17 protein-coding genes are annotated in these 23,645 nt (G+C 71.7%); 9 read left to right on the top strand and 8 right to left on the bottom strand.

Going from position 1 to position 23,645, the window contains the following annotated elements; translation table 11 throughout:
- Positions 1–73 precede the first annotated feature (73 nt).
- Entirely contained in the window at positions 74–1,027 is a 954-nt protein-coding gene (locus tag Pen02_RS39160; RefSeq protein ID WP_372445760.1) for a serine protein kinase RIO, read from the top strand.
- A 40-nt stretch (positions 1,028–1,067) separates the two neighbouring features.
- On the opposite strand, the gene Pen02_RS39155 is transcribed toward Pen02_RS39160, so the two are convergent.
- Positions 1,068–1,313: a DUF2630 family protein gene (locus tag Pen02_RS39155; RefSeq protein ID WP_203871259.1), complete on the bottom strand. Its 246-nt coding sequence runs from the start codon at positions 1,311–1,313 to the stop codon at positions 1,068–1,070.
- A 572-nt stretch (positions 1,314–1,885) separates the two neighbouring features.
- Between Pen02_RS39155 and Pen02_RS39150 the strand changes: the two genes are divergently transcribed.
- The 4 genes from Pen02_RS39150 to Pen02_RS39135 all read left to right on the top strand — a co-directional run bounded on the left by Pen02_RS39150 (position 1,886) and on the right by Pen02_RS39135 (position 6,461).
- Positions 1,886–3,505 carry a pectate lyase family protein gene (locus tag Pen02_RS39150; RefSeq protein ID WP_203871258.1) on the top strand — a complete coding sequence of 540 codons (1,620 nt, stop codon included), beginning with the start codon at positions 1,886–1,888 and terminating at the stop codon, positions 3,503–3,505.
- Between the two features lie 4 nt (positions 3,506–3,509).
- Positions 3,510–4,544 (top strand): pectate lyase family protein, encoded by a 1,035-nt coding sequence (locus tag Pen02_RS39145; protein ID WP_203871257.1) that lies wholly within the window; start codon positions 3,510–3,512, stop codon positions 4,542–4,544.
- Positions 4,545–4,868: 324 nt separating this feature from the next.
- Positions 4,869–5,498 carry a hypothetical protein gene (locus Pen02_RS39140; RefSeq protein WP_203871256.1) on the top strand — a complete coding sequence of 210 codons (630 nt, stop codon included), beginning with the start codon at positions 4,869–4,871 and terminating at the stop codon, positions 5,496–5,498.
- A 6-nt stretch (positions 5,499–5,504) separates the two neighbouring features.
- The gene (locus Pen02_RS39135) at positions 5,505–6,461 is read left to right on the top strand and encodes a nucleoside-diphosphate kinase (RefSeq protein WP_203871255.1); all 957 of its coding nucleotides are present in this window, start codon (positions 5,505–5,507) and stop codon (positions 6,459–6,461) included.
- Positions 6,462–6,533: 72 nt separating this feature from the next.
- Here the strand turns inward: Pen02_RS39135 and Pen02_RS39130 are convergent, their stop codons facing one another.
- The 5 genes from Pen02_RS39130 to Pen02_RS39110 all read right to left on the bottom strand — a co-directional run bounded on the left by Pen02_RS39130 (position 6,534) and on the right by Pen02_RS39110 (position 13,964).
- Complete coding sequence (locus tag Pen02_RS39130; RefSeq protein ID WP_239141983.1) at positions 6,534–7,394, bottom strand: TIGR03089 family protein; 861 nt, start codon at positions 7,392–7,394, stop codon at positions 6,534–6,536.
- Positions 7,395–7,466: 72 nt separating this feature from the next.
- The gene (locus Pen02_RS39125; protein WP_203871254.1) at positions 7,467–10,271 is read right to left on the bottom strand and encodes an aconitate hydratase; all 2,805 of its coding nucleotides are present in this window, start codon (positions 10,269–10,271) and stop codon (positions 7,467–7,469) included.
- Positions 10,272–10,487: 216 nt separating this feature from the next.
- A complete protein-coding gene (locus tag Pen02_RS39120; RefSeq protein WP_203871253.1) occupies positions 10,488–12,011 on the bottom strand; it encodes a PfkB family carbohydrate kinase in 1,524 nt (507 codons plus the stop codon).
- Positions 12,012–12,081: 70 nt separating this feature from the next.
- Positions 12,082–13,695 (bottom strand): PfkB family carbohydrate kinase, encoded by a 1,614-nt coding sequence (locus tag Pen02_RS39115; protein ID WP_203871252.1) that lies wholly within the window; start codon positions 13,693–13,695, stop codon positions 12,082–12,084.
- 56 nt (positions 13,696–13,751) lie between these two features.
- Positions 13,752–13,964 (bottom strand): hypothetical protein, encoded by a 213-nt coding sequence (locus Pen02_RS39110; RefSeq protein ID WP_203871320.1) that lies wholly within the window; start codon positions 13,962–13,964, stop codon positions 13,752–13,754.
- 18 nt (positions 13,965–13,982) lie between these two features.
- Between Pen02_RS39110 and Pen02_RS39105 the strand changes: the two genes are divergently transcribed.
- Positions 13,983–14,663 carry a hypothetical protein gene (locus tag Pen02_RS39105; protein ID WP_239141982.1) on the top strand — a complete coding sequence of 227 codons (681 nt, stop codon included), beginning with the start codon at positions 13,983–13,985 and terminating at the stop codon, positions 14,661–14,663.
- A complete protein-coding gene (locus tag Pen02_RS39100) occupies positions 14,660–15,355 on the top strand; it encodes a cellulose-binding protein (protein WP_203871251.1) in 696 nt (231 codons plus the stop codon). The genes Pen02_RS39105 and Pen02_RS39100 overlap by 4 nt, the downstream gene beginning before the upstream one ends.
- Here the strand turns inward: Pen02_RS39100 and Pen02_RS39095 are convergent.
- Positions 15,352–15,825 (bottom strand): ankyrin repeat domain-containing protein, encoded by a 474-nt coding sequence (locus tag Pen02_RS39095; protein ID WP_239141981.1) that lies wholly within the window; start codon positions 15,823–15,825, stop codon positions 15,352–15,354. The genes Pen02_RS39100 and Pen02_RS39095 overlap by 4 nt on opposite strands.
- 231 nt (positions 15,826–16,056) lie before the next feature.
- Entirely contained in the window at positions 16,057–16,980 is a 924-nt protein-coding gene (locus Pen02_RS39090; RefSeq protein WP_203871250.1) for a LysR family transcriptional regulator, read from the bottom strand.
- A 71-nt stretch (positions 16,981–17,051) separates the two neighbouring features.
- Here Pen02_RS39090 and Pen02_RS39085 point away from each other — a divergent pair, with 71 nt between their 5' ends.
- Positions 17,052–17,948, top strand: coding sequence for a dihydrodipicolinate synthase family protein (locus Pen02_RS39085; RefSeq protein WP_203871249.1), 897 nt, complete (start codon positions 17,052–17,054; stop codon positions 17,946–17,948).
- A 55-nt stretch (positions 17,949–18,003) separates the two neighbouring features.
- A complete protein-coding gene (gene pulA / locus Pen02_RS39080) occupies positions 18,004–23,580 on the top strand; it encodes a pullulanase-type alpha-1,6-glucosidase (protein WP_203871248.1) in 5,577 nt (1,858 codons plus the stop codon).
- Positions 23,581–23,645: the final 65 nt, after the last annotated feature.

The following is a 23,645-nucleotide window of genomic DNA, read 5'->3' as shown; positions in this document are numbered from 1 at the left end:
GAGGAGTGACCGTGGCTGTCGTTGTGCTGCGCCCTCACCTGTCTTCTTTCCACTCGACCAAGGGATTCCTCCAGTGCCACGCGATTTTGACGACATTTCCGGCTCGGCCCGCTCCCGTGGCGGCCGTGCCACCCGCCGGTTCGACGACGACGAACCGCGCTTCCTGAAACGGGCCCGGCACGCCGGCCCGACCGCGTTCGACACCAACGCCGACACCGACCTGCCGGAGACCGGCGACCGCTGGTCGACCTGGGACCAGGCGGTGCGCGGCCCGGAACCGTACCCCGACTGGCTGGTCACCGAGCTGGCCGCCACCGACACCGAGCTGGGTGTGCTGAAGACCGGCAAGGAGGCGGACGTACACCTGGTGCGCCGGGCCGTGCCGGACGGTGACCGGAGCTGCCTGCTCGCCGCCAAGCGCTACCGCGATCCGGAGCACCGGCTCTTCCACCGGGACGCCGGCTATCTGGAGGGGCGGCGGGTACGCCGGTCCCGGGAGAACCGGGCGATGGAGGGGCGTACGGCGTTCGGCCGGCAGATGATCGCCGGTCAGTGGGCCGCCGCCGAGTTCGCCGCGCTGACCCGGCTCTGGCAGGTGGGGCGCGAACTGGGCAGCATCGCGGTGCCGTACCCGGTGCAGTTGATCGGGACGGAGCTGATGCTGGAGTTCGTCGCCGACCCGGCCGACGAGGGTCGGGCGGCCCCGCGACTGGCCCAGCTCCGGCCCGATCCGGTGCTGCTGCGCCGGCTCTGGGACCAGCTCGTGGACGCGCTGGTGGTACTGGCCCGGACCGGGTTGGCGCACGGCGACCTGTCGCCGTACAACCTGCTGGTGCAGGGGGAGCGGCTGGTGCTGATCGACCTGCCGCAGGTGGTGGACGTGGTCGCCAACCCGACCGGGCGGGAGTTCCTGGCCCGGGACGTACGGGTGGTGGCCGGTTGGTTCGCCGCCCGAGGGCTCGCCGGTGACCTGGTCGATCCGGCCGCGCTGACCGGGCAACTGCTCCGCGAGGCGGGGCTGCGTTAACCGGTCACCGAAGCCGCACCGCCAACCGCTCGTCCAACCGCTACTGGAGGTACTTCTCGACCTCGTTCACGCTGCGCGTGCCGGCGGTGTCCGGGTCGCTGCCGGCCTGGCGGGCGGCCCGGCGTCGGCGGAGCAGGTCCCAGCACTGGTCGAGCGACTCCTCCAGCTCCCGCAGCCGGGTCCGGTCCTCGTCGGTGGAGTTCTCGACCTGCTGGGCGTGGTTGCGGAGCCGGTGTTCCTCGTCGACCAGGTCGGAGATCCGGCTGAGAATCGTCCTGTCGTCCATGTCCAAGATCCTGGCACAGCGCCGAAGGTGCCGCCCACCATCTGCGGGTGATGGGCGGCACGTGCGGTGGCGGTGCCCGGCCGGGGCGGAACGCATTCATTGACATAGTTCCCTCCGGTTCCTATGGTGGCGATAGGAAAGCGCTTTCCAGTCGATCCACGGACCTTCCCACCCGAAGGACCGCTCGACACCTGAAGTGCGGAGACTTCCCGTCCGGCCGGCGTACCCGATTCAACCGCCCCCGGTTGGCGCTGCCTCCTGCCCACACACCGCCGCACCCCGCCGCGCCGGTGGCGCCTGCTCCGTCGAGCCCGCCGCACCATCCGGTCGGTCTGGGCCCGGCCGGCCGGCAACCGCCCGCGCGCCCCCGCCACCACCGGAAAGGCAGACGCATCGTGATCCCACCGAACATCAGAGCCGGAACGGCCGTTCCGAGCGAACCGGGAGGCCGCAGCGGCCTGGGAGGCCCGGGCAGCCCGAGCGGACCGGGCGGCCCCAGCGGCCCCAGCGGCCCCAGCGGCTCGGGAGGCCCGAGCGGACCGGCCGCTCGACGCTGGCGCCGATCAGCCGCCGTGGGGCTGGTCGCCGTGGTCGTCGCCGCCCTCGTCCACGGCGCCGGCACCGCACAGGCCGCCACCCTGTTCACCGACACCTTCGAGGACGGCAACTCCAACGGCTGGAGCAGCTCCGGCGGCTCGTGGAGCGTCACCGCCGACGGCAGCCAGGTGCTGCGCCAGGCCAGCACCAGCGCGGACGCGCGGGTCCGGGCCGGCCAGAGCGGCTGGACCGACTACACCGTCACCGCCCGGGTCAAGCCGACCGGTTGGGGCGGCGCCGGCCGGTTCGCCGGGGTCGCCGCCCGGGCGCAGGGCAGCAGCAGCTACTACTTCCTCGCGGTACGCAACGACAACGTCGCGGTGCTCGGCAAGGTTTCCGGCGGCGTCGCCAGCACCCTGGCCAGCGCCGCACTGACCGTCAGCACCGGCACCTGGTACGCGCTGCGCCTCCAGGCGTCCGGCACCAGCCTGACCGGACAGGTGAACGGCGGCACCGCGCTCACCGCCAGCGACGCCCAGTTCGGCAGTGGTCAGATCGCCCTGCTCGGCCGGTACGCCTCGGCGCACTTCGACGACGTCGCGGTCGAGACCGCCCCGCCCGGCCCGACCCCGCCGCCGACCACGCCGGCCCCGACCACCCCGGCGTCGCCCACGCCGACCCCGCCCACCCCGACGCCCAGCACCCCCGGCCCGAGCGTGCCGGTGCCGGCCGGCCAGGCGGACGGCTTCGCCAGCGTCAACGCGCTCGGCCAGAACGGCACCACCGGCGGTGCCGGCGGACCCGTGGTGACGGTGAACAGCTCGGCGGCGTTCCTCGACTACATCGCCCGACCCGGCCCGTACGTCATCCAGGTCGCCGGCACCATCACCCTGCCGACCGGCACCAGCGACGGCATGCACAACGTCAGCTCGGACAAGACGATCGTCGGCATCGGGTCGAACGCCACCCTCTCCGGTGGTGGCCTCAACATCGGGCTGCCGGTGAACGACGCCACCACCTCGCCGCCGGCCGACGCCGTACACAACGTGATCATCCGCAACCTGCACCTCACCGGGGCCACCGACGACCTGCTCAACGTGCAGATGTTCTCGCACCACATCTGGATCGACCACAACGAGTTCTCCAACGGCGACGACGGCGCGGTCGACATCAAGCGCGGCTCCGACTACGTCACCGTCTCGTGGAACCACTTCCACGACCACGACAAGACGCTGCTGCTCTCCCACGACGAGGACGCCGGGGCGCAGGACATCGGGCGGCTGCGGGTGACATACCACCACAACTGGTTCAACGCCTCGGACCAGCGGCATCCCCGGGTGCGCTTCTCGGCGATGACGCACGTCTACAACAACTACTACTACGAGAACAGCTACGGCGTGGCCTCCACGTACGACGCCGCCGTGCTGGTCGAGAACAACTACTTCTACAGCGTGAACAACCCCGGACGGGTCGAGTTCAGCGGTGACCTGGGCAGGATCCTCGAGCGGGGCAACATCCTCGTCGACTGCAACCACCCGATCGAAACCCGGGGCAGCGTACCCGAGCCGAGCGGCTTCTACCGCTACACGGCGCACAACGCCGCCGACGTCCCGACAATCGTCCCGGCCGGTGCCGGGGTGGGAAAGCTGGGCTGACCCGATGAACACCGATCTCCTCGTACGCCATGCGCCCCGTCGGCGCCTGCTCGCCGCCGCCCTCGCCGGAACGCTGGCCGTGACGGTGGCCGCCGCACTGGTCGGCACCAACCCGGCCGGCGCCGCCGTACCGCCCACCGGCGCGGTTCCGCTGGTCGGGCAGCCGGTCGGCTTCGCCAGCGTCAACGCGCTCGGCCAGAACGGCACCACCGGCGGGGCCGGTGGACCGGTCGTCACCGCCACCAACTCGAACGACTTCCTGGACTACATCGACACCGTCGGGCCGCTGGTGATCCGGGTGCAGGGGACCATCCAGATCAGCAGCAAGCAGGGGGTACGGCCGAACAAGACGATCATCGGCGTCGGGCCGAACGCCACGATCAACGGCGGCGGGCTGGACTTCTACCGGTCGTACAACGTGATCGTGCAGAACCTGAACTTCACCAACGCCGAGGACGACGCGGTAAACGTGGGGCAGCAGTCGCACCACATCTGGATCGACCACAACCGCTTCACCGGCGCGGTCGACGGATCGGTGGACATCGTCCGGGGCGCCGACTACGTCACGGTCTCCTGGAACCACTTCGACCGGGCCGACAAGAGCATGCTGATCAGCCACTCGGACGGGGCTGCCGGGACCGACGTCGGGCACCTGAAGGTCAGCATCCACCACAACTTTTTCGACAACAGCCGGCAGCGGCACCCCCGGATCCGGTTCGGCGAGCCGGTGCACGTCTACAACAACTACTTCCTCGGCAACGAGCTGTACGGCGTCGCCTCGACCGAGAACGCCGGGGTGGTGGTCGAGGGGAACTACTTCGAGAACGTGCCGTACCCGCTCATCTCCGCCAGCGGCTATGCCGACAGTGGACCCGGCCGGGCGGTACAGCGGAACAACATCTTCGTGAACTCCGGCGTACCGGAGACGGCCGGTTCGGTGGTCGAGCCGCGTACGTACTACGCGTACCAGCTCGACCCGGCGGCCGGGGTGCCGGCCTCGGTCCGGGCCGGCGCCGGTACCGGAAGGATCTCCGGCTGACCCGATCCCCTGGCTGACCAGGTCGGTTGCCCGACCGGTCGGCCATTGGCCAGCCGGGGTGGACGGCCGGGAGGTGGGTCCCGGCCGTCCACCGTGGCCACTCGCGGTGCCCCCGCACGGCGCGGGGGCACCGCGCGTCGCCGTCCGGTGACCGCCGCTGCCATTTGGTCATTTCGCTCCGGCGGGAGTGTCCGTTTGATATGAACTACCAAACCCGGTGCCGAGAAGCCCGCAGATCGGGCATTCTCGATGCCGGGAAGGTAGTCCTGTCCTCAGGGGACCAGACCCGGAACGGAAAGAGCCCGCATAATGGACCAAGCTTCGTTGCCGACATCGCTTCGCGAGGCCGTCACGGTCACCACGGCCGGGGCCACCGGAGTGGCCCGGCTGGTTATCCAGGGTCTGCTGGAGCTGATCGACGACCCCGGCGCGGCGGCCGACGCGACCGAGTTCCTGACCGCCAAGCTGCCCGGCTACGCGCCGATGTGGCACATCGCCAACGCGGTACGCTCCGCCGAGCCGGCCGAGGCGCTGCGCCGGATCCGGGCCGAGTTGGACCACGCGGTGGAGAACACCGTGAAGACGGCGGTCACCTGGGTCGGCGAACAGGGTGGCGTGGTCACCTACGCGCCGAGCAGTTCGATCGTCAAGCAGATCCTGGCCCAACTGCCGGAGTCGCTGCGGGTCGGCGAGCCGACGATCGCGCTGGCCGGCGCCGACGCGATCGGCCCGGACACGGTGCTGAACATCCGGGGCACCCGGGAGTTGGCGGAGCAACTGCCCACCCTGATCGTCACCACCGCGCTGAAGCTGGTCCCGGCGCCGGTCTTCGCCCGCCTCGGTGCGCCGGTGTTCGAGCACATCCCGCTGGACGGCTTCGTCGGTGTGGTGCTCGACGGCGAGTTGCTCAGCCCGGGAGAGGTCGGCCGCCGAGCCACGGAACTGCGTGAGTGACCCGCGATGGCCACCACCCCCGGCGCCCAGGAAATCCCCGCCTTCCTGTCGACGCTTCCCCGGAAGCGGTCCCTCTACGCGGTCGACACGTATTTCCGGGAGAGCTTCGAGGACCTGGTCGCCGTCGGTGGTGGCCGGATCGAGGAGTTCTGCCACGACCACGCACTGCTGCTGCTGAAGCCGGACGCCGTGGTCAGCCGCCGGCTCGGTCCGGTGCTGCGCTGGGTGCTGGCGTACGGCTTCAGCATCGTCTGGGCGGCGACCGTGACCATCGACCGGCACGGCGTACGGGCACTGTGGCAGTACGGCCTGAACGCCGCCAGCCGGGACAGGCGGGATGCCGCCGACCTCTACGTGACCGCGTGCGAGTGCCTGCTCCTGCTGCTCGCCCTGCCCGGCCGCCCCGAACCGGCCTCGCTGGTGCTCAGCGCGGCCAAGGGGCCGGCCGACCCGGTCCGATGTCGACCCGGACAGCTCCGCTACGACGTCGGCAGCTTCAACTACCAACTCAACCTGGTGCACGCCGCCGACGAGCCGGCCGACCTGCTGCGGGAGCTGGCCGTGCTCTGCACCCACGAGACCCGGGCCGGCCTCTTCCGGCGGCTGGGCGGCTCGGCGGGTCCCGCCCCGGACGGTCGGTCGGAGGCGTTCGCCCTGGCCGACCGGCTGGAGGCGGCCACCCCGGAGGTGGACCTCGAACTGGACCGGACCCTCGGTGAGCTGGAGGAGGTGGCCCGGACGCGCCGGCCGGACGCTTCGGGCCGGGCAACCGGTGAACTCGTGTCGCTGATCGCCCGGATCCGGGCCCGCTGCTCCACGGACTGGCGGACGGTGCTGCGGTTGGCCGAGTCGACCGGGGTACCGGTCAGCCGCTGGCAACGGATCGTGCTCGCCACCCACCTGCTCGACCCGTACGTGCCCGGGGCGACAAGCCTGCTGCCGGACACCTCCACCGCACGCTGACCCGGTACGCCGGTTGCCCGGTCGGGCGTCGCCACCGCGCCGCGAGGCACGGTGTCGTACCGGCGGCCGGCGTCACAGCACCCGGGTCACCCGCTCGTCCCGGGTGCGCCGCTGCACCGTGCCGGGATCGAGGTTGGCGCAGAGCACCACCGAGGCACCGGCCGCCAGCGGCGCCAGCAGCCACTTCACCGGGTGCTCGTGTTCGGCGGCGTCGACGAGTACCCGGTCGCCGGGGCGCAGGTCGAACACCTCCGTCGCCATCAACCGGGCCAGCCGACCCCACTCGGCGTAGCTGGTGCCGTCGACACTGGCCGCGTCGTCGGGATGCAGCGGCACGTACGGCCGCAGGTTGGCGTCGTGGTCGCGTACCTCGGTGAGGTAGTCCCGGTAGCCGGCGGGCGGCTCGGCCAGCGGGGCGGCGTCCGGGGCGAAGCCGAGCACGAACCGGTGCTCCGCCTCGGGTACGTGGTCGAGCCAGTCGTCGATCCGGCCCAGCGCGGCGTACGTGACGTCGAACGGCTCCTCGACGCCGGGGCCGAGCTGGGGCAGCCCGGCGGTGGCGGTGCCGTGGAAGCTCACCGAGACCCCGGCCGACCAGGTGCCGAGCAGTACGGCGGCGGTCTGCCAGTGCGGCGGCAGCAGCACGGCGGCCCGGGCACCGATGCCGAGTCCGCAGCCCCGGACCAGCAGGTTCGCCGTCCGGGCGACCCACTGCGCCAGCGCCTCGGCGGAGAGTTCGGTGCGTTCGCCGGTCGCGTCGTCGTAGTAGGTGAGCAGCGGCCGGACCGGATCCGTGGCCAGCGCCGACGCGAACAGTGCCGGCACCCCGCCCGCCTGCGCCGAACCCTGCCGCATGCCGGCTCCCCTCGTCCCGTTGCCCACCGGGCCGGCCACCCCGATCGGGTGACCGATCCAGGTCGACGCGATCAGCATCGCCGGCATCGTGTTGCCCACCGGGCCGGCCACCCCGATCGGGTGACCGGCCCGGTCCCGTCGAGCTGGCGGTCAGGCGGCCAGCATCTTGCGCAGCACGTACCGCAGGATGCCGCCGTGCCGGTAGTAGTCGGCCTCGCCGGGGGTGTCGATCCGGACCACCGCGTCGAACTCGACCCCGGTGTCCGTGGTGACGCAGACGGTACGCGGGATCTGGCCCTCGTTCAGCGCGGTCACCCCGCTGATCGAGAACGTCTCGGTGCCGGTCAGCCCGAGCGAGGCCGCGTCGGTGCCGGCCGGGTACTGCAACGGCAGCACGCCCATCCCGATCAGGTTCGACCGGTGGATCCGCTCGTACGACTGGGCGATCACCGCCCGTACCCCGAGCAGCATGGTGCCCTTGGCCGCCCAGTCCCGGGACGAACCGGAGCCGTACTCGGTGCCGGCCAGGATCACCAGCGGCACACCGGCGTCCTGGTACGCCACCGAGGCGTCGTAGATCGAGGTCTGCTCGCCGGTCAGGTGGTTGACCGTGAACCCGCCCTCGACACCGGGCACGAGCTGGTTGCGCAGCCGGATGTTGGCGAAGGTGCCCCGGATCATCACCTCGTGGTTGCCGCGCCGCGACCCGTACGAGTTGAACTCGTGCCGGGGCACACCGTGGTCCGCCAGGTATTTCCCGGCGGGGGAGTCGGCCTTGATCGAGCCGGCCGGCGAGATGTGGTCGGTGGTGACCGAGTCGCCGAGCTTGGCGAGCACCCGGGCGCCGGAGATGTCCTGCACCGCGGTCGGTTCCCGGTCCATCCCCTCGAAGTACGGGGGCTTGCGGACGTAGGTCGACTCGCCGTCCCAGGCGAAGGTGTCGCCCTCCGGGGTGGGCAGCGAACGCCACTGCTCGTCCCCGGCGAAGACGTCGGCGTAGTCCTTGGTGAACATCTCGCTGCGCAGCGCGTTCGCGATCACGTCGTCGATCTCGGCCGAGCTGGGCCAGATGTCCCGCAGGTAGACCGGCTGACCGTCGGCGCCGGTGTCGATCGGCTCGTTGGCCAGGTCGATGTCCATCGTGCCGGCCAGCGCGTACGCCACCACCAGCGGCGGGGACGCCAGGTAGTTCATCTTGACGTCCGGGTTGATCCGGCCCTCGAAGTTCCGGTTGCCGCTCAGCACCGAGACCACCGACAGGTCGTGCGAGTTGACCGCCGCCGAGACCTCCTCGGGCAGCGGGCCGGAGTTGCCGATGCAGGTGGTGCAGCCGTACCCGACCAGGTGGAAGCCGAGCTTCTCCAGGTAGGGGGTGAGGCCGGCGCGCTCGTAGTAGTCCATCACCACCTTGGAGCCCGGGGCCAGGGTGGTCTTCACCCACGGCTTGCGGGACAGCCCCCGGTCGACGGCGTTGCGGGCCAGCAGGGCCGCGCCGATCATCACCTGCGGGTTGGAGGTGTTGGTGCAGGAGGTGATCGCCGCGATCACCACGGCGCCGTGGTCGAGTTCGTATTCGACGCCGTCGTCGCCGGTGACCCGTACCGGGTTGCTGGCCCGGCCCTTCGCCCCGGTGGCGGCGGAGACCAGCTCGCGGGGTGCGTCGGCCGGGTCGTTGACGTCGTTGGCCGGCGGGTCGCTGGCCGGGAAGGACTCCTCGCTGGCCTCGTCGGCCGGGCCGTGCACGCCGGTGCCGCCGTCACCGACGTAGTCGATCAGCGCACCCCGGAACAGCGTCTTGGCGTTGCCCAGCGGCACCCGGTCCTGCGGGCGCTTGGGGCCGGCCAGCGACGGTTCGATGGTCGAAAGATCGAGTTCGAGCCGCTCGCTGTAGTCGGGCTCGGCGGCCGGGTCGTGCCACAGGCCCTGCTCCTTGGCGTACGCCTCGACGAGCGCGACCTGCTGCTCCGAGCGCCCGGTCAGCTTCAGGTAGCGGACCGTCTCCTCGTCGATCGGGAAGATCGCGACGGTGGAGCCGTACTCCGGGGACATGTTGCCGATGGTGGCCCGGTTGGCAAGTGGCACCGCGCTGACGCCGGGGCCGTAGAACTCGACGAACTTGCCGACCACGCCGTGCTTGCGGAGCATCTCGGTGATGGTCAGCACCAGGTCGGTGGCGGTGGTGCCGGCCGGCGCCTCGCCGTGCAGCTTGAAGCCGACGACCCGGGGGATGAGCATGCTGACCGGCTGGCCGAGCATCGCGGCCTCGGCCTCGATGCCGCCGACGCCCCAGCCGAGCACACCGAGCCCGTTGACCATGGTGGTGTGCGAGTCGGTGCCGACCACGGTGTCCGGGTACGCCTGGCCGTTGCGCTCCATGATCGTCCGGGCCAGGTATTCGATGTTGACCTGGTGCACGATGCCGGTGCCGGGCGGGACGACCTTGAACTCGTTGAAGGCGTTCTGGCCCCAGCGGAGGAACTGGTAGCGCTCCTTGTTGCGGCCGTACTCCAGCTCGACGTTGCGGACGAAGGCGTCCTGCCGGCCGAAGAGGTCGGCGATCACCGAGTGGTCGATCACCAGCTCGGCCGGGGCGAGCGGGTTGACCTTGGTCGGGTCGCCGCCCAGCTCGCGGACCGCCTCGCGCATGGTGGCCAGGTCGACCACGCAGGGCACGCCGGTGAAGTCCTGCATCAGCACCCGGGCCGGGGTGAACTGGATCTCCACGCTGGGTTCGGCGGTCGGGTCCCAGTCGCCGAGCTGCCGGATGTGCTCGGCGGTGATGTTCGCGCCGTCCTCGGTGCGGAGCAGGTTCTCCAGCAGGATCTTCAGGCTGTACGGCAGCCGCTCGTGCCCGGGTACCGTGTTGATCTTGAAAATCTCGTAGCTCGCGTCTGCGACGCGCAGCTGGCTCTTCGCACCGAAGGTGTCGAGGCTCGCCACGTCGTACTCCTTCACGCTGTCTTCGTCCCGGCCCAGGTCGTCGGTCTCCGGGGCGGGTCCGACCGGCCCTCGACCGGCGGGCGACCGGGCGTAGTACCGAGCAGTCTTTCCTACCCGTTACCTGGCCACCGGGCTGAGGTAACCCTTACCGACGTTCGTACTCAACAAAACCGTACGTCCGTCTTGCTATTAACGCAAGCCTGCCCGGATACCGGGACGGTGGTCCGGTGGTCAGTGCTCGACGGGCCCGAAACCCTGGGCCCGGATCATCTCGTCGAGCTGGTAGAACGTCCGGCTGATGCCGTTACGCGGAAAAGAGATGGTGTACGGCCCGGCAGCCTGCGGCACGAAGTCGCAGCCCTCCTCAGCCAGCACCATCACCCGGTCGAAGCCGTGCCGGCCCTGGAAGAGCCCGACCTCGTGCACCACGTTCTGCCGGGCCAGCCGCCGGCCGTCCCCGGTGAAGTCCTCGGCGGTCAACACGCAGATCGCGAACCCGCACCGGTCGAGGTAGTCAGCCAGCGCCTCGGTCACCTGACGCCCGCCCCAGGACCCGCTCTCGAACGAGTACACCGGCAGCTCGAAGCGCTCCTCGATGAACCGCTGCACCGCGAGCCACTCCGGGCGGGCGCCGTGCGCGATGAAGACGCCGTTCGGCAGCCCGTCGGCGCGGCGCTGCATGGCCAGCGACCGGAGAAACTCGCGGGTGACCTCGGCGAACTGGGCGTGACCGCCGCTGCCCACGTGCCGCAGCTTGTGCCGGGCCAGCCGCATGCCGAGCAACGAGCCGAGTTCGACCTGCAACCGGTCGCTGGTCAGCACGGTGAGCAGACCGGCGGCGAAGACGTCCCCGGCGCCGGTGGCGTCCTTCACGTCGGCCGGAGCGACCTGCGCCTGGGCGTAGAAGTCGCTGACCAGCTTGCCGTCCTCCCGCTGGTAGGACCAGATCCCGGTGGGCAGCTTGACCACCACCACGCCCCGCCCGCCGGCCGTCCGGGCCACCAGCCGGCCCGCCACCGTCTCGTCCGACTCGCCCTCGACGTGCCGGCCCAACTCCCGGAACTCGCGGTAGTTGACCAGCAGGTAGTCGCTCAGCCCCAGCAGCGCCTCGATCTCCGGGGTGGCCGCCGCGCTCCACACGTGGCCCGGGTCGAAACAGATCGCCGTACCGCTGGCCGCCTGCTTCACCGCCCGCAGCACCCGGAGCAGCCGGCCCGGCGTCCGGTCGTCCAGGAACGACGTCACGTGCACCACCCGGGCCCCGGCCAGATAACCGACCACCTGGTCGAACTCCCGGTCCAGATGGTCGGCCAGGTACTCGTTGGCGCCGGAGTGGGTGAGCAGGGTGCGGTCGCCGTCCTCGGCCAGCGAGAGGCAGATCCCGCAGAGGTGCTCGTCGTCCGAGAAGACGTACCGGTGGTCGATGCCGAGCGCTTCGAGTTGCGCCACGGTGGAGAGCCCGATCACCGGCACCCGCCCCGCCACCCCGACGTAGCCGAGCCGGAGCCCGACCTGGGTCTGCGCGATCGCGAAGATCGCGTTGAAGGCGGATCCGCCGAGACTGAACGACGTTCCGCCGAGCAGCGTCTCCGGGCGGGCGAAGCCGGCGGCCTCGATCGCGGCGTGGATCGTCCCCGCGTCGACCGCCCGTTCCGTACCCGGTTCCAACGGCGGCCCGGTCCGTTCGACGAGTCGGGAGATCCGTTCGGTCAGTGACCGGGGTGAATCGGATGCGCCGACCGACGGTGCGCTCACGAGATAGTCGAGATTCAGTGCACCGACGCCGACCACATCAAGGGCGAAACCGGCTAGATCGGCACGGTCGTCAATGTGAATGGGAAAATCCGTCACGTCTGCCACCCCATCGCCGCATCAGGCCCTCGCGCCGCAGCATGCGCTCCAGTTCGAGGAACGTGCTGGTGATCCGGCCGGGAGGGAAGTCCATCCGGATCAGGCCCGCGATGTTCGAAAACGTATCGCAGCCCTCTTCGGCCAGTATCGCGACTCGCCCGAACCCGTAGCGACCCTGAAAGATGCCAGCCTGGTGAACAATGTTCTGGTCGGCCGGGCTCCGCCTGCCCGGGCCGGTGTCCTTGGCGCTGAGCAGACAGACCGCGAAGCTGCACCGGGCCAGAGTCTGGCGCATGAGATCCGCGAGGTTGTGCTCGTCCACGTCCGAGGACTTCAATTCGTACGTCGGCAGCCCGCAATTCTCCTCGACGAATCGGCGTACGACCCGCCACTGCGGATGCTCGTCGTGGGCGATGAACACCCCCGGCGGCCCCGGGCCGGTCCCGCCCAGCCGTTCGGTCTTCTGGAGGAATCCCTTGCTCAGGTCGGGCAGCCCCGGATGGTCGGCACCCGGTCCCCGGTGCCGCAGCTTGTGCCGGGCCAGGCTGAGCCCGACGAACGCGCCGAGTTCGACCTGTAGCCGCCGGGACGCCAGCGCGGAGAGGACACCGGCCGCGAAGACGTCACCGGCCCCGGTGGCGTCCTCCAACTCCGTCTCCCTCGGCGGGCGCTGCAACTGGAACCGGGAGGCGAGCACGCCCGCCGGCACGGCGCGGAAGACCTCGATGACGTCGTACCGCTTCGTGACGAAGGCGGTACAGCCAGGGCTGCACCGGGCCAGCGTCTTACGGGCGATCAGGTCGTCCGGCTCGCCGTAGACGTACCGGCCGAGGGCCTTGAACTCCCGGTAGTTCACGAACAGCAGGTCGGTGAGGCGCAGGATCCCCTCGATCGCCGCACTCGGATGCTCCGCCCAGTCGAAGCCGGGATCGAAGCTCAGGCAGAGCCTCGGGTTCAGCCGCTTCGCCAGGGTCAGTACCGCCAGCACCTGCCCCGGGGTCTCCTCGTCCAGGAACGAGGTGACGTGCACGTACCGGGCGGTGGCCAGATAGGCGGCGAGTTCGTCCACGTTCTCCCGGATGTACGCGCACATCTCGAAGTTCGCGCCCGGATGGGTGAGCATCACCCGGTCGGTGTCGTCGATGTAGGACAGACACACCCCGCTGAGCAGGTCCGGCCGGCGCTCCACCCAGGTGTGGTCGATGCGCAGCTCCTCCATCTGGCTGACGAAGGAGAGCCCCGGCGCCTCCACCCGGCCGACCACGCCCACGTAGCCGAGCCGCAGACTCACCCCCATCTGGGCCAGCGCGAAGATGGTGAGCCAGGCCGACCCGCCCAGCGAGTACCCGAGGGAGGCCACCCCGAGATGCCGGATCGCCTCGTCGATGACCTCCTGCGCGACCGGGCCCTCGCGGTTCCACTCGAAGCGCGCGACGGACTCGGTGACCCGCTCCGCCATCCGTTGCGACAGTCGGGACGCGCTCGCGATGTAGTCGACGTTCAGCGCGCCGAACCCCACGATCTCGGGTGCGGCGGAAGCGTCCCCGCCGACGCCTGTCCGCCCCGCCCCCGGTTGCGGCACCGCCATCTATCGATAATGTTGACTCGTTATCCGGCCCGCAACCGATCCTGCGGCGAGCGTACTTACTGCGAGGTTTGGGTTTTGTTCGGCCCGGCGGACTCCGGACCCGTCGGGGAAATCCCGCCGCCCACCGCGTCCGCGTGTCGCTCCCGCAACCGGTCGCGGATCTGCTCCGGGGTGTACGCCCGGCGACGCCGCTCCGCCCGGGCCAGCACCACTCCGGTCGCCGCGACCCCGACGACGCTTGCCACACCGATTACCTTCCACCAGCGCATCCGCCTAGGGTAGTCGGGATGCCCGGGGCGGACGGGCGGACCGAGGTGGGGGCGATGGCCGAAGAGCGCAGCGAACTCAGCCTCGACGAGGCCGTCGAGCTGACCCGTACCGGCGACGTGTGGGTCTTCCGGGGCCGGAGTGTGCCGGATCGGGCGATCCAGATCACCACGAACAGTCCGGTGAACCATGTCGGAATGTCCGTGGTTATCGAGGACCTGCCGCCGTTAATGTGGCACGCCGAACTCGGCCGGTCGTTGCCTGACATGTGGTCGGGCAACAACCACCGGGGCGTGCAGTTGCACGACCTGCGCGACGCGGTCCGGGTCTGGGGAATCCGCTACGGGCAGCGCGCCTGGCTGCGGCAACTTGAACCGCCGGCCGACGACGAGATGGAGAACGGGGTGCTGCGTACCATCGCCCGCCTGGACGGAACACCGTTCCCGTCCACCGCCCAGCTCGCCTGGCGGTGGCTGCGTGGCCGGGCACCCGCCGTGCGTCGCCGCCCGGACGACAGCACCCTGGAGACGGCGTACTGCGCCGAGGTCGTCGCGGCGACCTACCAGGCGATGGGACTGCTGCCGGCCGGGCGCCGGCCGAACTGGTACGACCCCGGCAGGTTCTGGAGCGGCGACGACCTGGAACTCTCCGCCGGGCGGCGGCTCGGCGACGAGATCTCGGTGCGGGTCCCGGCTCGGTGAGCGCACCCGAACCGACCCGGCCGCGGTTCCTCGCGGCGGCGCCGTGGCTGGTCGTACTGGCCGGCGTCCTGGTCATGATCATCCTTTTCGTACTCGCCACCGGCTACTTCTCCAGCGACCTGCGGCGCACCTCGGGCGTACCCGATCCGGCCTGGCCGTTCGCCCAGGGCGGGACCCCGTCCTCGGCGGCCGGGCCGGCCAGCCCGACGGACGGGGTGCCGACCGTCGAGCCCGCGCTGCCGACACCCACCACGGCGCGGCCGGCCGGCGCCCGCAACCCGGCACCGTCCCGGACCACGCCGTCCCGGGGCACGACACCGCCGCCGTCGTTCCGGCCGACCACCGCCGCACCGAAGCCGGCGGAGCCCGCACTGACCGGCCGTTACCGGGTACTCGCCGACTACCGTGACTCGTTCATCGCCGAGGTGCTGGTCCGGAACACCGGCGGCGCGGCGCAGTCCTGGACGGTGGAGCTGCGGTTCCGCAACGAGGTGCACGGCCTGCGCAACTACTGGATCGAGGGTGCGCCCCGGCCGTCGGCGGACCGTGACGACGGACGGTACGTCTTCCGCAGTGGTGTGCCGCTGTCCGGCAACCGCTCCGATCCGCTGCGGTTCCACCTCGAACGCTGGGGCGACAGCGAACGGCCGATCAGTTGCACGGTCAACGGACGGGCCTGCGACCTCGGTTAACTCTCCGAAGTAGTCCGGTCAGCCGCCCGGAGCAGCTCGGCCGTTTCCCGGTGGTCGCCGCGTACCGCCCAGTCGAGTGGGGACGCGCCGGTGCCGGAGTCCTCCCGGTGGTCCGGGTCGGCGCCGTACGCCAGCAGGTGGCGTACCACCTCGGTGTGGCCCCAGGCCGCCGCGCCGGTCAACGGGGTGCCCTCGTCGCCGTGTCCGCTCTCCGTGTCCGGGGCCGCCCCGGCGGCCAACAGCAGCAGTACGGCCGGCGCCAGGCCCTGCACCGACGCCCGGTACAGCGGAGTGCTGCCGTCCGGGGTCGCCGCGTTCGGGTCGACACCGGCGGCCAGCAGGGCGACCACCTCCGGAAGATCGGCCCGGAGCAGCGCGTTCGCCAGCCGCTTGCCGAGCTTCTTCCGCCGTCGCGCCCCGAGCTTCGTCCGCCGCCGCATCCCGAGCCTTGCCTGCCGTCGCGTCCGCACCCGCCGAGGGTAGGAGTCAGGGGCGCCGGCCGCCTCCGGATATCCGCTCAGGGGTGCGCGGCGACCCGGCCGCACGTCCGGCCCGACGAGCGGGACTTGCCCGGCGCAGCGCGCTCGGGTCGGATGCGTCGCCGCCGCTCGGTTCAGCGGCCCGGTTCAGTGGCCGGTTCAGTCGCTCGGTTCAGCGGCCCGGGTTAGCGGCCGTTCAGTCGCTCGGTTCGGCGGCCTGGTTCAGCGCCCGAGGAAGGTGCTGGTCGCGGCCTGGATCGCGGTGACGAAGGCGGCGGTCGCCGGATGCTCGGCGGCGCCGCGCCGGTAGGCGATCCGGGTCCGCCGTCGGGTGGTCAGTGGAACCAGCCGGACACCGGCCGGCGGGTGCGCGGCGGCGAGCTGCGGGATCAGCGAGACGCCCTGGCCGGCGGCGACCAGCGCCAGCACGGTGACGAAGTCGTCGGCGTGGTGCCGGGGCCGGGGCGTGAAACCGGCGGCCCGGCAGACGTGCAGGGTCGCCGTGTGGCACAGCGTGCCCGGGGTGGCCATGACCCAGGCGGCATCCCGGGTGTCCCCGAGCGGATCTGCGGCCCCGGGACCGCCGCCGCGCTGTGCCGGGTCGGGCGGGGCGCCGTCGGGCAGGGCGAGGAAGACCGTCTCGTCCAGCAGCGGCACGGTTTCCAGCTCGGGATCGGGCTCGACCGGTACGACGTCGTAGTCGTTGAGCAGCCCGACGTCGAGGCGCCGCTCGTGCAGTGCGGCCGGCACCGCGACCGGGTCCAGTTCGGTGACCCGCAGTTCGAGCCCGGGATGCTGCTGACCGAGTGTGACCAGGGTTGCCGGCAGCAGCGTACGGACGGCGGTGGGGAAGGCGCCGATGCGCAGCGGGCCGGTCAGGCCGGTGGCGACTGCGGCGAGCGCGGCGGTGGTCTGTTCCAGGGCGGTGAGCACCGTCTCGGCGTGCCCGACCAGCACCCGGCCGGCGGTGGTGAGGGTGACCCGTCGTCCGGTGCGCTCCAGCAGTGGCATCCCCACCTCGCGCTCCAATCTGGAGAGCTGCTGGGAGACCGCCGACGGGGTGTACGTGTGCGCCTGTGCCACCGCCGCGATCGTGCCGAGCCGGGCGAGGTCGCACAGCAGCCGGAGTCGGCGTACGTCGAGCATCAGTAGAGCTTACGCTTCTGTTCAGAAAGGTTTACTAGACCTTACGGGTCTGTCTGTCCGACGCTGTGATCATGACGTTTACCGGTGTGTACGTACCACTGATCACCCCGTTCGACGGCACCGGCGCGGTGGCGCTCGGCGCGCTCGAAGCCCTGGCCCACCAGGTACTCGACGCCGGTGCGTCCGGACTGGTGGCCCTCGGCACCACGGCGGAGCCGGCGTCGCTGAACGTACGCGAGCGGCAGGCCGTCGTCGACCTGCTGGCCCGGGTGTGCCGGGAACGGACGGCTCCGCTGATCGTCGGAGCGAACGCGGTCGAGGCGGTGGCGGCGCTGCCCGGCCGGGCCGAGGTGGTGGCGGCGCTCAGCGTGGTACCGCCGTTCCTGCGCCCCGGCGAGGCGGGCGTACTCGCGCACTTCGCCGCGCTCGCCGCCGCCAGTCCGGTGCCGGTGGTGGTCTACCACGTGCCGTACCGGACCGGTCAGCACCTGTCCACCGACGCGATCCGCCGGCTGGCCGAGCTGCCCGGGGTGGCCGGGATCAAGTACTCGGTCGGCGGCATCGACGCCGACACGGTCGGGTTGCTGGCGGAGCTGCCGCCCGACTTCGCGGTACTGGGCGGCGACGACGCGCTGATCTCGCCGTTGCTGGCGCTCGGCGCGCACGGCGGCATCCTGGCCTCGGCACACGTCGGCACGGCGGCCTTCGTGGAGCTGGTCGAGGCGTGGCGGGTCGGCGGATCGGCTCGGGCCAGGGCACTCGGGCACCGCCTCGCCGCGCTCTCGACCGCGCTCTTCGCCGAGCCGAATCCCACGGTCATCAAGGCGGTGCTGCACGCGCAGGGCCGCATCCCGACCGCCTCGGTACGGCTGCCGCTGGTGCCGGCCCGGCCGGACGCGGTACGGGCGGCACTGCGGCTTGCGCAAGATGATGGATGGCGGACGCTTTCGTTGCAAGGTCTTGCATAGACTTTCCGCAAGGGACTAGCGTGCGGGCGAATCAGCGACCGAAGGAAGGCCGTCGATGAAGCCGCTGCCGCTACCGTCCACCGTGCTGCCGCGTACCGTCCTGCTGTTCCTCGCCGCCACGCTCACCCTGTCGCTGGCCGGCGCCGGCGCGGTCGCCGGCCCGGGGCTCGACCCGACCAATCGCGCGGGCACGGCGGGTGCGACAGGTGGGCCGGACTCGGCGGGCGGGCCGGACTCGGCCGGTGCCGGCCTCGCGGCACAGTGGACGGCGGAACCGTCGGCCGACGCGCTGCTCGACGCCGCCACCGCCGACCAGGGCCGGGCCGAGCAGTTCTACTTCGTCCTGCCGGACCGGTTCGCCAACGGCGACCCGCGCAACGACCGGGGCGGGCTGACCGGCGACCGGCTGCGCCACGGACACGACCCGACCGACAAGGGGTTCTACCACGGTGGTGACCTGCGCGGGCTGCTCGACCGGCTCGACTACGTCCAGGGGCTCGGCACCACCGCCATCTGGCTGGCCCCGGTCTTCAAGAACCGGCCGGTGCAGGGCAGCGGGGCGGACGCCTCCGCCGGCTACCACGGCTACTGGATCACCGACTTCACCCAGGTCGACCCGCACTTCGGCAGCAACGACGACCTGCGCAAGCTGGTCCGGGAGGCACACCGGCGGGGCATCAGGATCTATCTGGACGTCATCGTCAACCACACCGCCGACGTTCTCCGGTACGACGGCGGGCAGACCGGCTACCAGGACAAGGCGACCCGGCCGTACCGGGACGCGCAGGGCCGGCCGTTCGAGGACCGCAACTACGCCGACGGTAGCCGCGCGTTCCCGGCGGTGGACGAGGAGTCCTTCCCGTACCGGCCGACCTTCGCCAGCGCGGCGGACCGGCAGGTCAAGGTGCCGGCCTGGCTGAACGACCCGACCATGTACCACAACCGGGGCGACTCGACCTTCGTCGGCGAGAACAGCGAGTACGGCGACTTCTTCGGCCTGGACGACCTGTGGACCGAGCGCCCCGAGGTGGTCCGGGGAATGACGAAGATCTTCGCCGACTGGGTCACCGACCTCGGCGTCGACGGCTTCCGGCTGGACACCGCGAAGCACGTCAACCTGGACTTCTGGCCGCAGTTCCGGGCCGGCGTCGAACAGGCCGCCCAGCGGGCCGGCAAGCCGGACTTCTTCATGTTCGGCGAGGTCTACGACGCCAACCCCGAGGTCGCCTCGACGTACGTCCGCCGGGGCGGGCTGCCGGCCACCCTCGACTTCACCTTCTCCGACGCCGCCCGGAGCTACGTGGCGAACGGCGGTTCGGCGAAGGCGTTGGCCGACGGCTTCGCCCGGGACGACCTCTACACCGCCCGCGACACCGACGCCGGCCGGCTGCCGACCTTCCTCGGCAACCACGACATGGGCCGGATCGGGTCGTTCGTCGTGAACGGCGGCACCGACCCGGCCAGCCACCTGCGCCGGGACCAGCTCGCGCACGAGTTGATGTTCCTCAGCCGGGGTCAGCCGATCGTCTACTCCGGCGACGAGCAGGGCTTCACCGGGCCGGGCGGTGACAAGGACGCCCGGCAGGACATGTTCGGTTCGCGTACCGCCGACTACCTCGACGACGACCTGCTCGGCACCGACCGGAGCCACGCCGTCGACCAGTACGACCCGACGCACCCGCTCTACCGGACGATCGCCGGACTCGGCGCACTGCGCAAGGCGCACCCGGCACTGCGGGACGGCATCCAGCTTCCCCGGTACGCCGCCGACGGCCCCGGCGTCTTCGCCTTCTCCCGGATCGCCCCGGCCGACCGGGTCGAGTACGTCGCCGCCGTCAACAACGCCCCGACCCCGCAGACCGTCACCGTCGACACCTGGTCGCCCGGCGCCCGGTTCACCGGCATCTACGGCGGTACCGGCGCCACCCGGGCCGGTGCGGACGGCAGGCTCACCCTGACCGTGCCGGCGCTGGGCGCGATCGTGCTGCGGGCGGACGCACCGATTGCCCGTACCGGTGCCGCGCCGACGGTCCGGATCACCGATCCGGCACCGGATGCCGCCGTGCCGACCCGGGTCGGGCTGGTCGCCCAGGTCACCGGGGACCCGCTGGCCACCGTCACGGTGGCGGCCCGGGTCGACGGCGGCGCCTGGACCCTGCTCGGCCAGGCCCGCAACCAGGGCGGGCCGGTGCCGTACCGGGTGTACCACGACCTGGCCGGGTTGCCGGCGGGCGCCCGGATCGAGTACAAGGCGGTGGTGCGGGACACGGCGGGGCGTACCGCCACGACCAGGTCGACGGCGACGGTGGGTACGCCGCCCCGGGCCGATGCCCGGGACTGGCTGGTGGTGCACTACCAGCGGCCGGCCGGCGGCTATCCGGACTGGCAACTGCACGCCTGGGGCGACATCGATCCGGCGTACCAGACGCCGTGGCCGAGCGGGCAGCCGTTCGCCGGGGAGGATTCGTACGGCCGGTTCGCCTGGGTGAAGCTGAAGCCCGGTGCCGCCACGGTCGGTTTCCTGGTGGTGGACGCGCAGGGCAACAAGGACGTGCCGGCGGACCGGACCGTGGACGTGACCCGGACCGGCGAGGTCTGGCTCAAGCAGGGCGACCCGACGGTCCATCCCAGCCGCCAGGCGGCCACCGGGGAACCGGACCCGCCGGTCGACGAGGGTACGGCGGTGCTGCACTACCGCCGGGCCGACAACGACTACGCCGGCTGGGGGCTGCACGTCTGGGACGGTGCGGCTAACCCGACCGACTGGGCCAGCCCGCTGCCGCCGGCCGGCCGGGACGAGTTCGGGATCACCTTCCGGGTACCGCTGGCCGCCGGGGCGACCGGGCTCAGCTACATCATCCACTCCGGAGACACCAAGGACCTGCCCGACGACCAGCGGCTCGACTTCGGCACCGCCGGGCGGGAGGCGTGGCTGCTCGCCGGCACCCCCGGTCGACTGCTGCCGGCCACCGGCAGCGCCGCGCCCGACCTGGACATCACCAAGCGACGGGCGCACTGGATCGACCGGTCCACCGTGCTCCGGCCACCGGGCCAGTCCACCGACGGCCGGCGGTACGACCTGGTCAGCGCCCCGCTCGGCGGCCTCGCCATCGTGGCCGGCGAGCTGCACGGGACGTACACCGAACTGCCGTTGCGGGCGCGGCGCAACGGGCCGACGGAGGCCCAGCGCGCGAAGTTCCCGCACCTCTGGCAGTACGACGCCCTCGGCCTGGACCCCGCCGACCGGCCGAAACTGGCGGCGGCGCTGCGCGGCCAGCTCGTGCTGACCGAACGGGACGCCGCCGGCACGCTGCTCGGCGCGACCGGCGTGCAGGTGCCCGGCGTACTCGACGACCTCTACGCCCCGGCCACCGCCGCCCGGCTCGGCCCGACCGTCGAGCGGGGGCGGCCCACGCTGACGGTCTGGGCGCCGACCGCCCGGACCGTGGCGCTGGAACTCTTCGACTCGCCGGCCGAGACGCCACGGGTCGTGCCGATGCGCCGCGACGACCGGACCGGCGTGTGGTCGGTACGCGGTGAGCGGAACTGGCTCGGCCGCTACTACCGGTACCGGGTGCAGGCGTGGCAGCCGGCGACGCAGCGCCTGGTCACCGCCTCGGTCACCGATCCCTATTCGGTGGCGTTGACCGCGAACTCGACGCACAGCCGGATCGTCGACCTGACCGATCCGGCGTCGGCCCCGGCCGGCTGGGCGGGGCTGCGCAAGCCGGCGGCGGTGCCGGCGACGCGTACCCAGATCCAGGAGGTGTCGGTCCGGGACTTCTCGATCGCCGACACGTCGGTGCCGGCGGAGCGCCGGGGGACGTACCTGGCCTTCACCGACCCGGCGACCACCGGGATGCGGCACCTGCGGTCGCTGGCCGACGCCGGGGTCAGTCACCTGCACCTGCTGCCGACCTTCGACTTCGCCACCATCCCGGAACGCCGGTCCGACCAGGCCGCGCCGCCGTGCGACCTGGCCGCGCTGCCGGCGGACTCGGCGCAACAGCAGGAGTGCGTCGGCACGGTCCGGGACACCGACGGCTACAACTGGGGGTACGACCCGCTGCACTACACCGTCCCGGAGGGTGGGTACGCGGTCGACCCGGACCGGCGGAGCGTGGAGTTCCGGCAGCTGGTGGCCGGGGTGAACGCGGCCGGGCTGCGGGTGGTGCTGGACGTGGTCTACAACCACACCTCGGCGGCCGGCGCCGACCCGCGCTCGGTGCTGGACCAGATCGTGCCCGGCTACTACCACCGGCTGCTCGACGACGGCACGGTGGCGAACTCCACCTGCTGCGCCAACACCGCCCCGGAACACGCCATGATGGGCAAACTGGTGGTCGACTCCGTCGTCACCTGGGCGAAGGCGTACAAGGTCGACGGGTTCCGGTTCGACCTGATGGGACACCACCCGAAGGCGAACATCCTGGCGGTACGGGCCGCGCTGGACGAGCTGACGGTGACCCGGGACGGCGTGGACGGGCGGTCGATCCTGCTCTACGGCGAGGGCTGGGACTTCGGCGAGGTGGCCGGCGGCGCCCGGTTCACCCAGGCGACCCAGGCCAACATGGCCGGTACCGGGATCGGCACCTTCAACGACCGACTGCGCGACGCGGTACGCGGCGGCGGGCCGTTCGACGCCAATCCCCGGGTGCAGGGCTTCGGCTCGGGGCTGTTCACCGACCCGAACGGCGACCCGGTGAACGGCAGCCTCCCGGAGCAGCGGGCCCGGCTGCTGCACCAGCAGGACCAGATCAAGGTCGGGCTGACCGGCAACCTGGCCGGCTACCGGTTCGTGGCGTCGTCAGGGGAGCCGGTGACCGGGGCCGACGTCGACTACAACGGCGCACCGGCCGGCTACACCGCCGCGCCCGGCGAGGCGGTCAACTACGTCGACGCGCACGACAACGAGATCCTGTACGACGCGCTCGCGTACAAGCTGCCGGTCGGGACGAGCGCGGTGGACCGGGCCCGGATGCAGGTGCTCTCGCTGGGTACGGCGGTGCTGGGTCAGGGGACCGGTTTCGTGACCGCCGGCAGCGAGCGGCTGCGGTCGAAGTCGCTGGACCGGAACTCGTACAACAGCGGGGACTGGTTCAACCAGATCCGCTGGAACTGCGCGGAGGGCAACGGGTTCGGTGCGGGGCTGCCACCGGCCGCCGACAACCAGGACAAGTGGCCGTACGCCCGGCCGCTGCTCGCCGATCCGGGGCTGGTACCGGACTGTGCGGCGATCGGGCTGGCCGAGGAGCGCTACCGCGAACTGCTCCGGGTACGGGCGTCGTCGCCGGTCTTCGGGCTGACGGACGCGGCCCAGGTGCAACGTCGGGTCTCGTTCCCGCTGTCCGGGGCAGCCGAGACCCCCGGGGTGTTGACGATGAAGCTGGACGGGACGGGGCTCGATCCACACTGGCGGTCGGTCACGGTGGTCTTCAACGCGACCCCGGCGACGGCCACCCAGACGCTCGCCGGGCTGCGGGGTGCGGACGTGGCGCTGCATCCGGTGCTGCGCTCCTCGGCCGACCCGGTACTCCGGACCGCCTCCTTCGACGCCGCCACCGGCACCTTCACCGTCCCGCCCCGCAGCGTCGCCGTGTACGTCGAGCCGCGCCAGGGGGCGGATAACTGAGATCTCCGCCCGAGCTCGGCAGAATGAGCCGCCGGTCGTCCCAGATCTGCACCACCACACGTCCC

The sequence above is a fragment of the Plantactinospora endophytica genome, from assembly GCF_016862915.1.
GTDB classification, from domain to species: Bacteria; Actinomycetota; Actinomycetes; order Mycobacteriales; family Micromonosporaceae; genus Plantactinospora; species Plantactinospora endophytica.
Note: the sequence above shows the minus strand (reverse complement) of the source record. Positions and strands in the feature narration are given on the sequence as shown.

What these genes read in the sequence shown, in the direction of transcription:
- Pen02_RS39155 (WP_203871259.1), bottom strand. Translation starts at nt 1,313, where the DNA reads ATGGACGACAGGACGATTCTCAGCCGGATCTCCGACCTGGTCGACGAG.
- Pen02_RS39130 (WP_239141983.1), bottom strand. Translation starts at nt 7,394, where the DNA reads ATGCTGATCGCGTCGACCTGGATCGGTCACCCGATCGGGGTGGCCGGC.
- pulA (WP_203871248.1), top strand. Translation starts at nt 18,004, where the DNA reads ATGAAGCCGCTGCCGCTACCGTCCACCGTGCTGCCGCGTACCGTCCTG.
- Pen02_RS39110 (WP_203871320.1), bottom strand. Translation starts at nt 13,964, where the DNA reads ATGCGCTGGTGGAAGGTAATCGGTGTGGCAAGCGTCGTCGGGGTCGCG.
- Pen02_RS39090 (WP_203871250.1), bottom strand. Translation starts at nt 16,980, where the DNA reads ATGCTCGACGTACGCCGACTCCGGCTGCTGTGCGACCTCGCCCGGCTC.
- Pen02_RS39085 (WP_203871249.1), top strand. Translation starts at nt 17,052, where the DNA reads ATGACGTTTACCGGTGTGTACGTACCACTGATCACCCCGTTCGACGGC.
- Pen02_RS39115 (WP_203871252.1), bottom strand. Translation starts at nt 13,695, where the DNA reads ATGGCGGTGCCGCAACCGGGGGCGGGGCGGACAGGCGTCGGCGGGGAC.
- Pen02_RS39145 (WP_203871257.1), top strand. Translation starts at nt 3,510, where the DNA reads ATGAACACCGATCTCCTCGTACGCCATGCGCCCCGTCGGCGCCTGCTC.
- Pen02_RS39105 (WP_239141982.1), top strand. Translation starts at nt 13,983, where the DNA reads ATGCCCGGGGCGGACGGGCGGACCGAGGTGGGGGCGATGGCCGAAGAG.
- Pen02_RS39135 (WP_203871255.1), top strand. Translation starts at nt 5,505, where the DNA reads ATGGCCACCACCCCCGGCGCCCAGGAAATCCCCGCCTTCCTGTCGACG.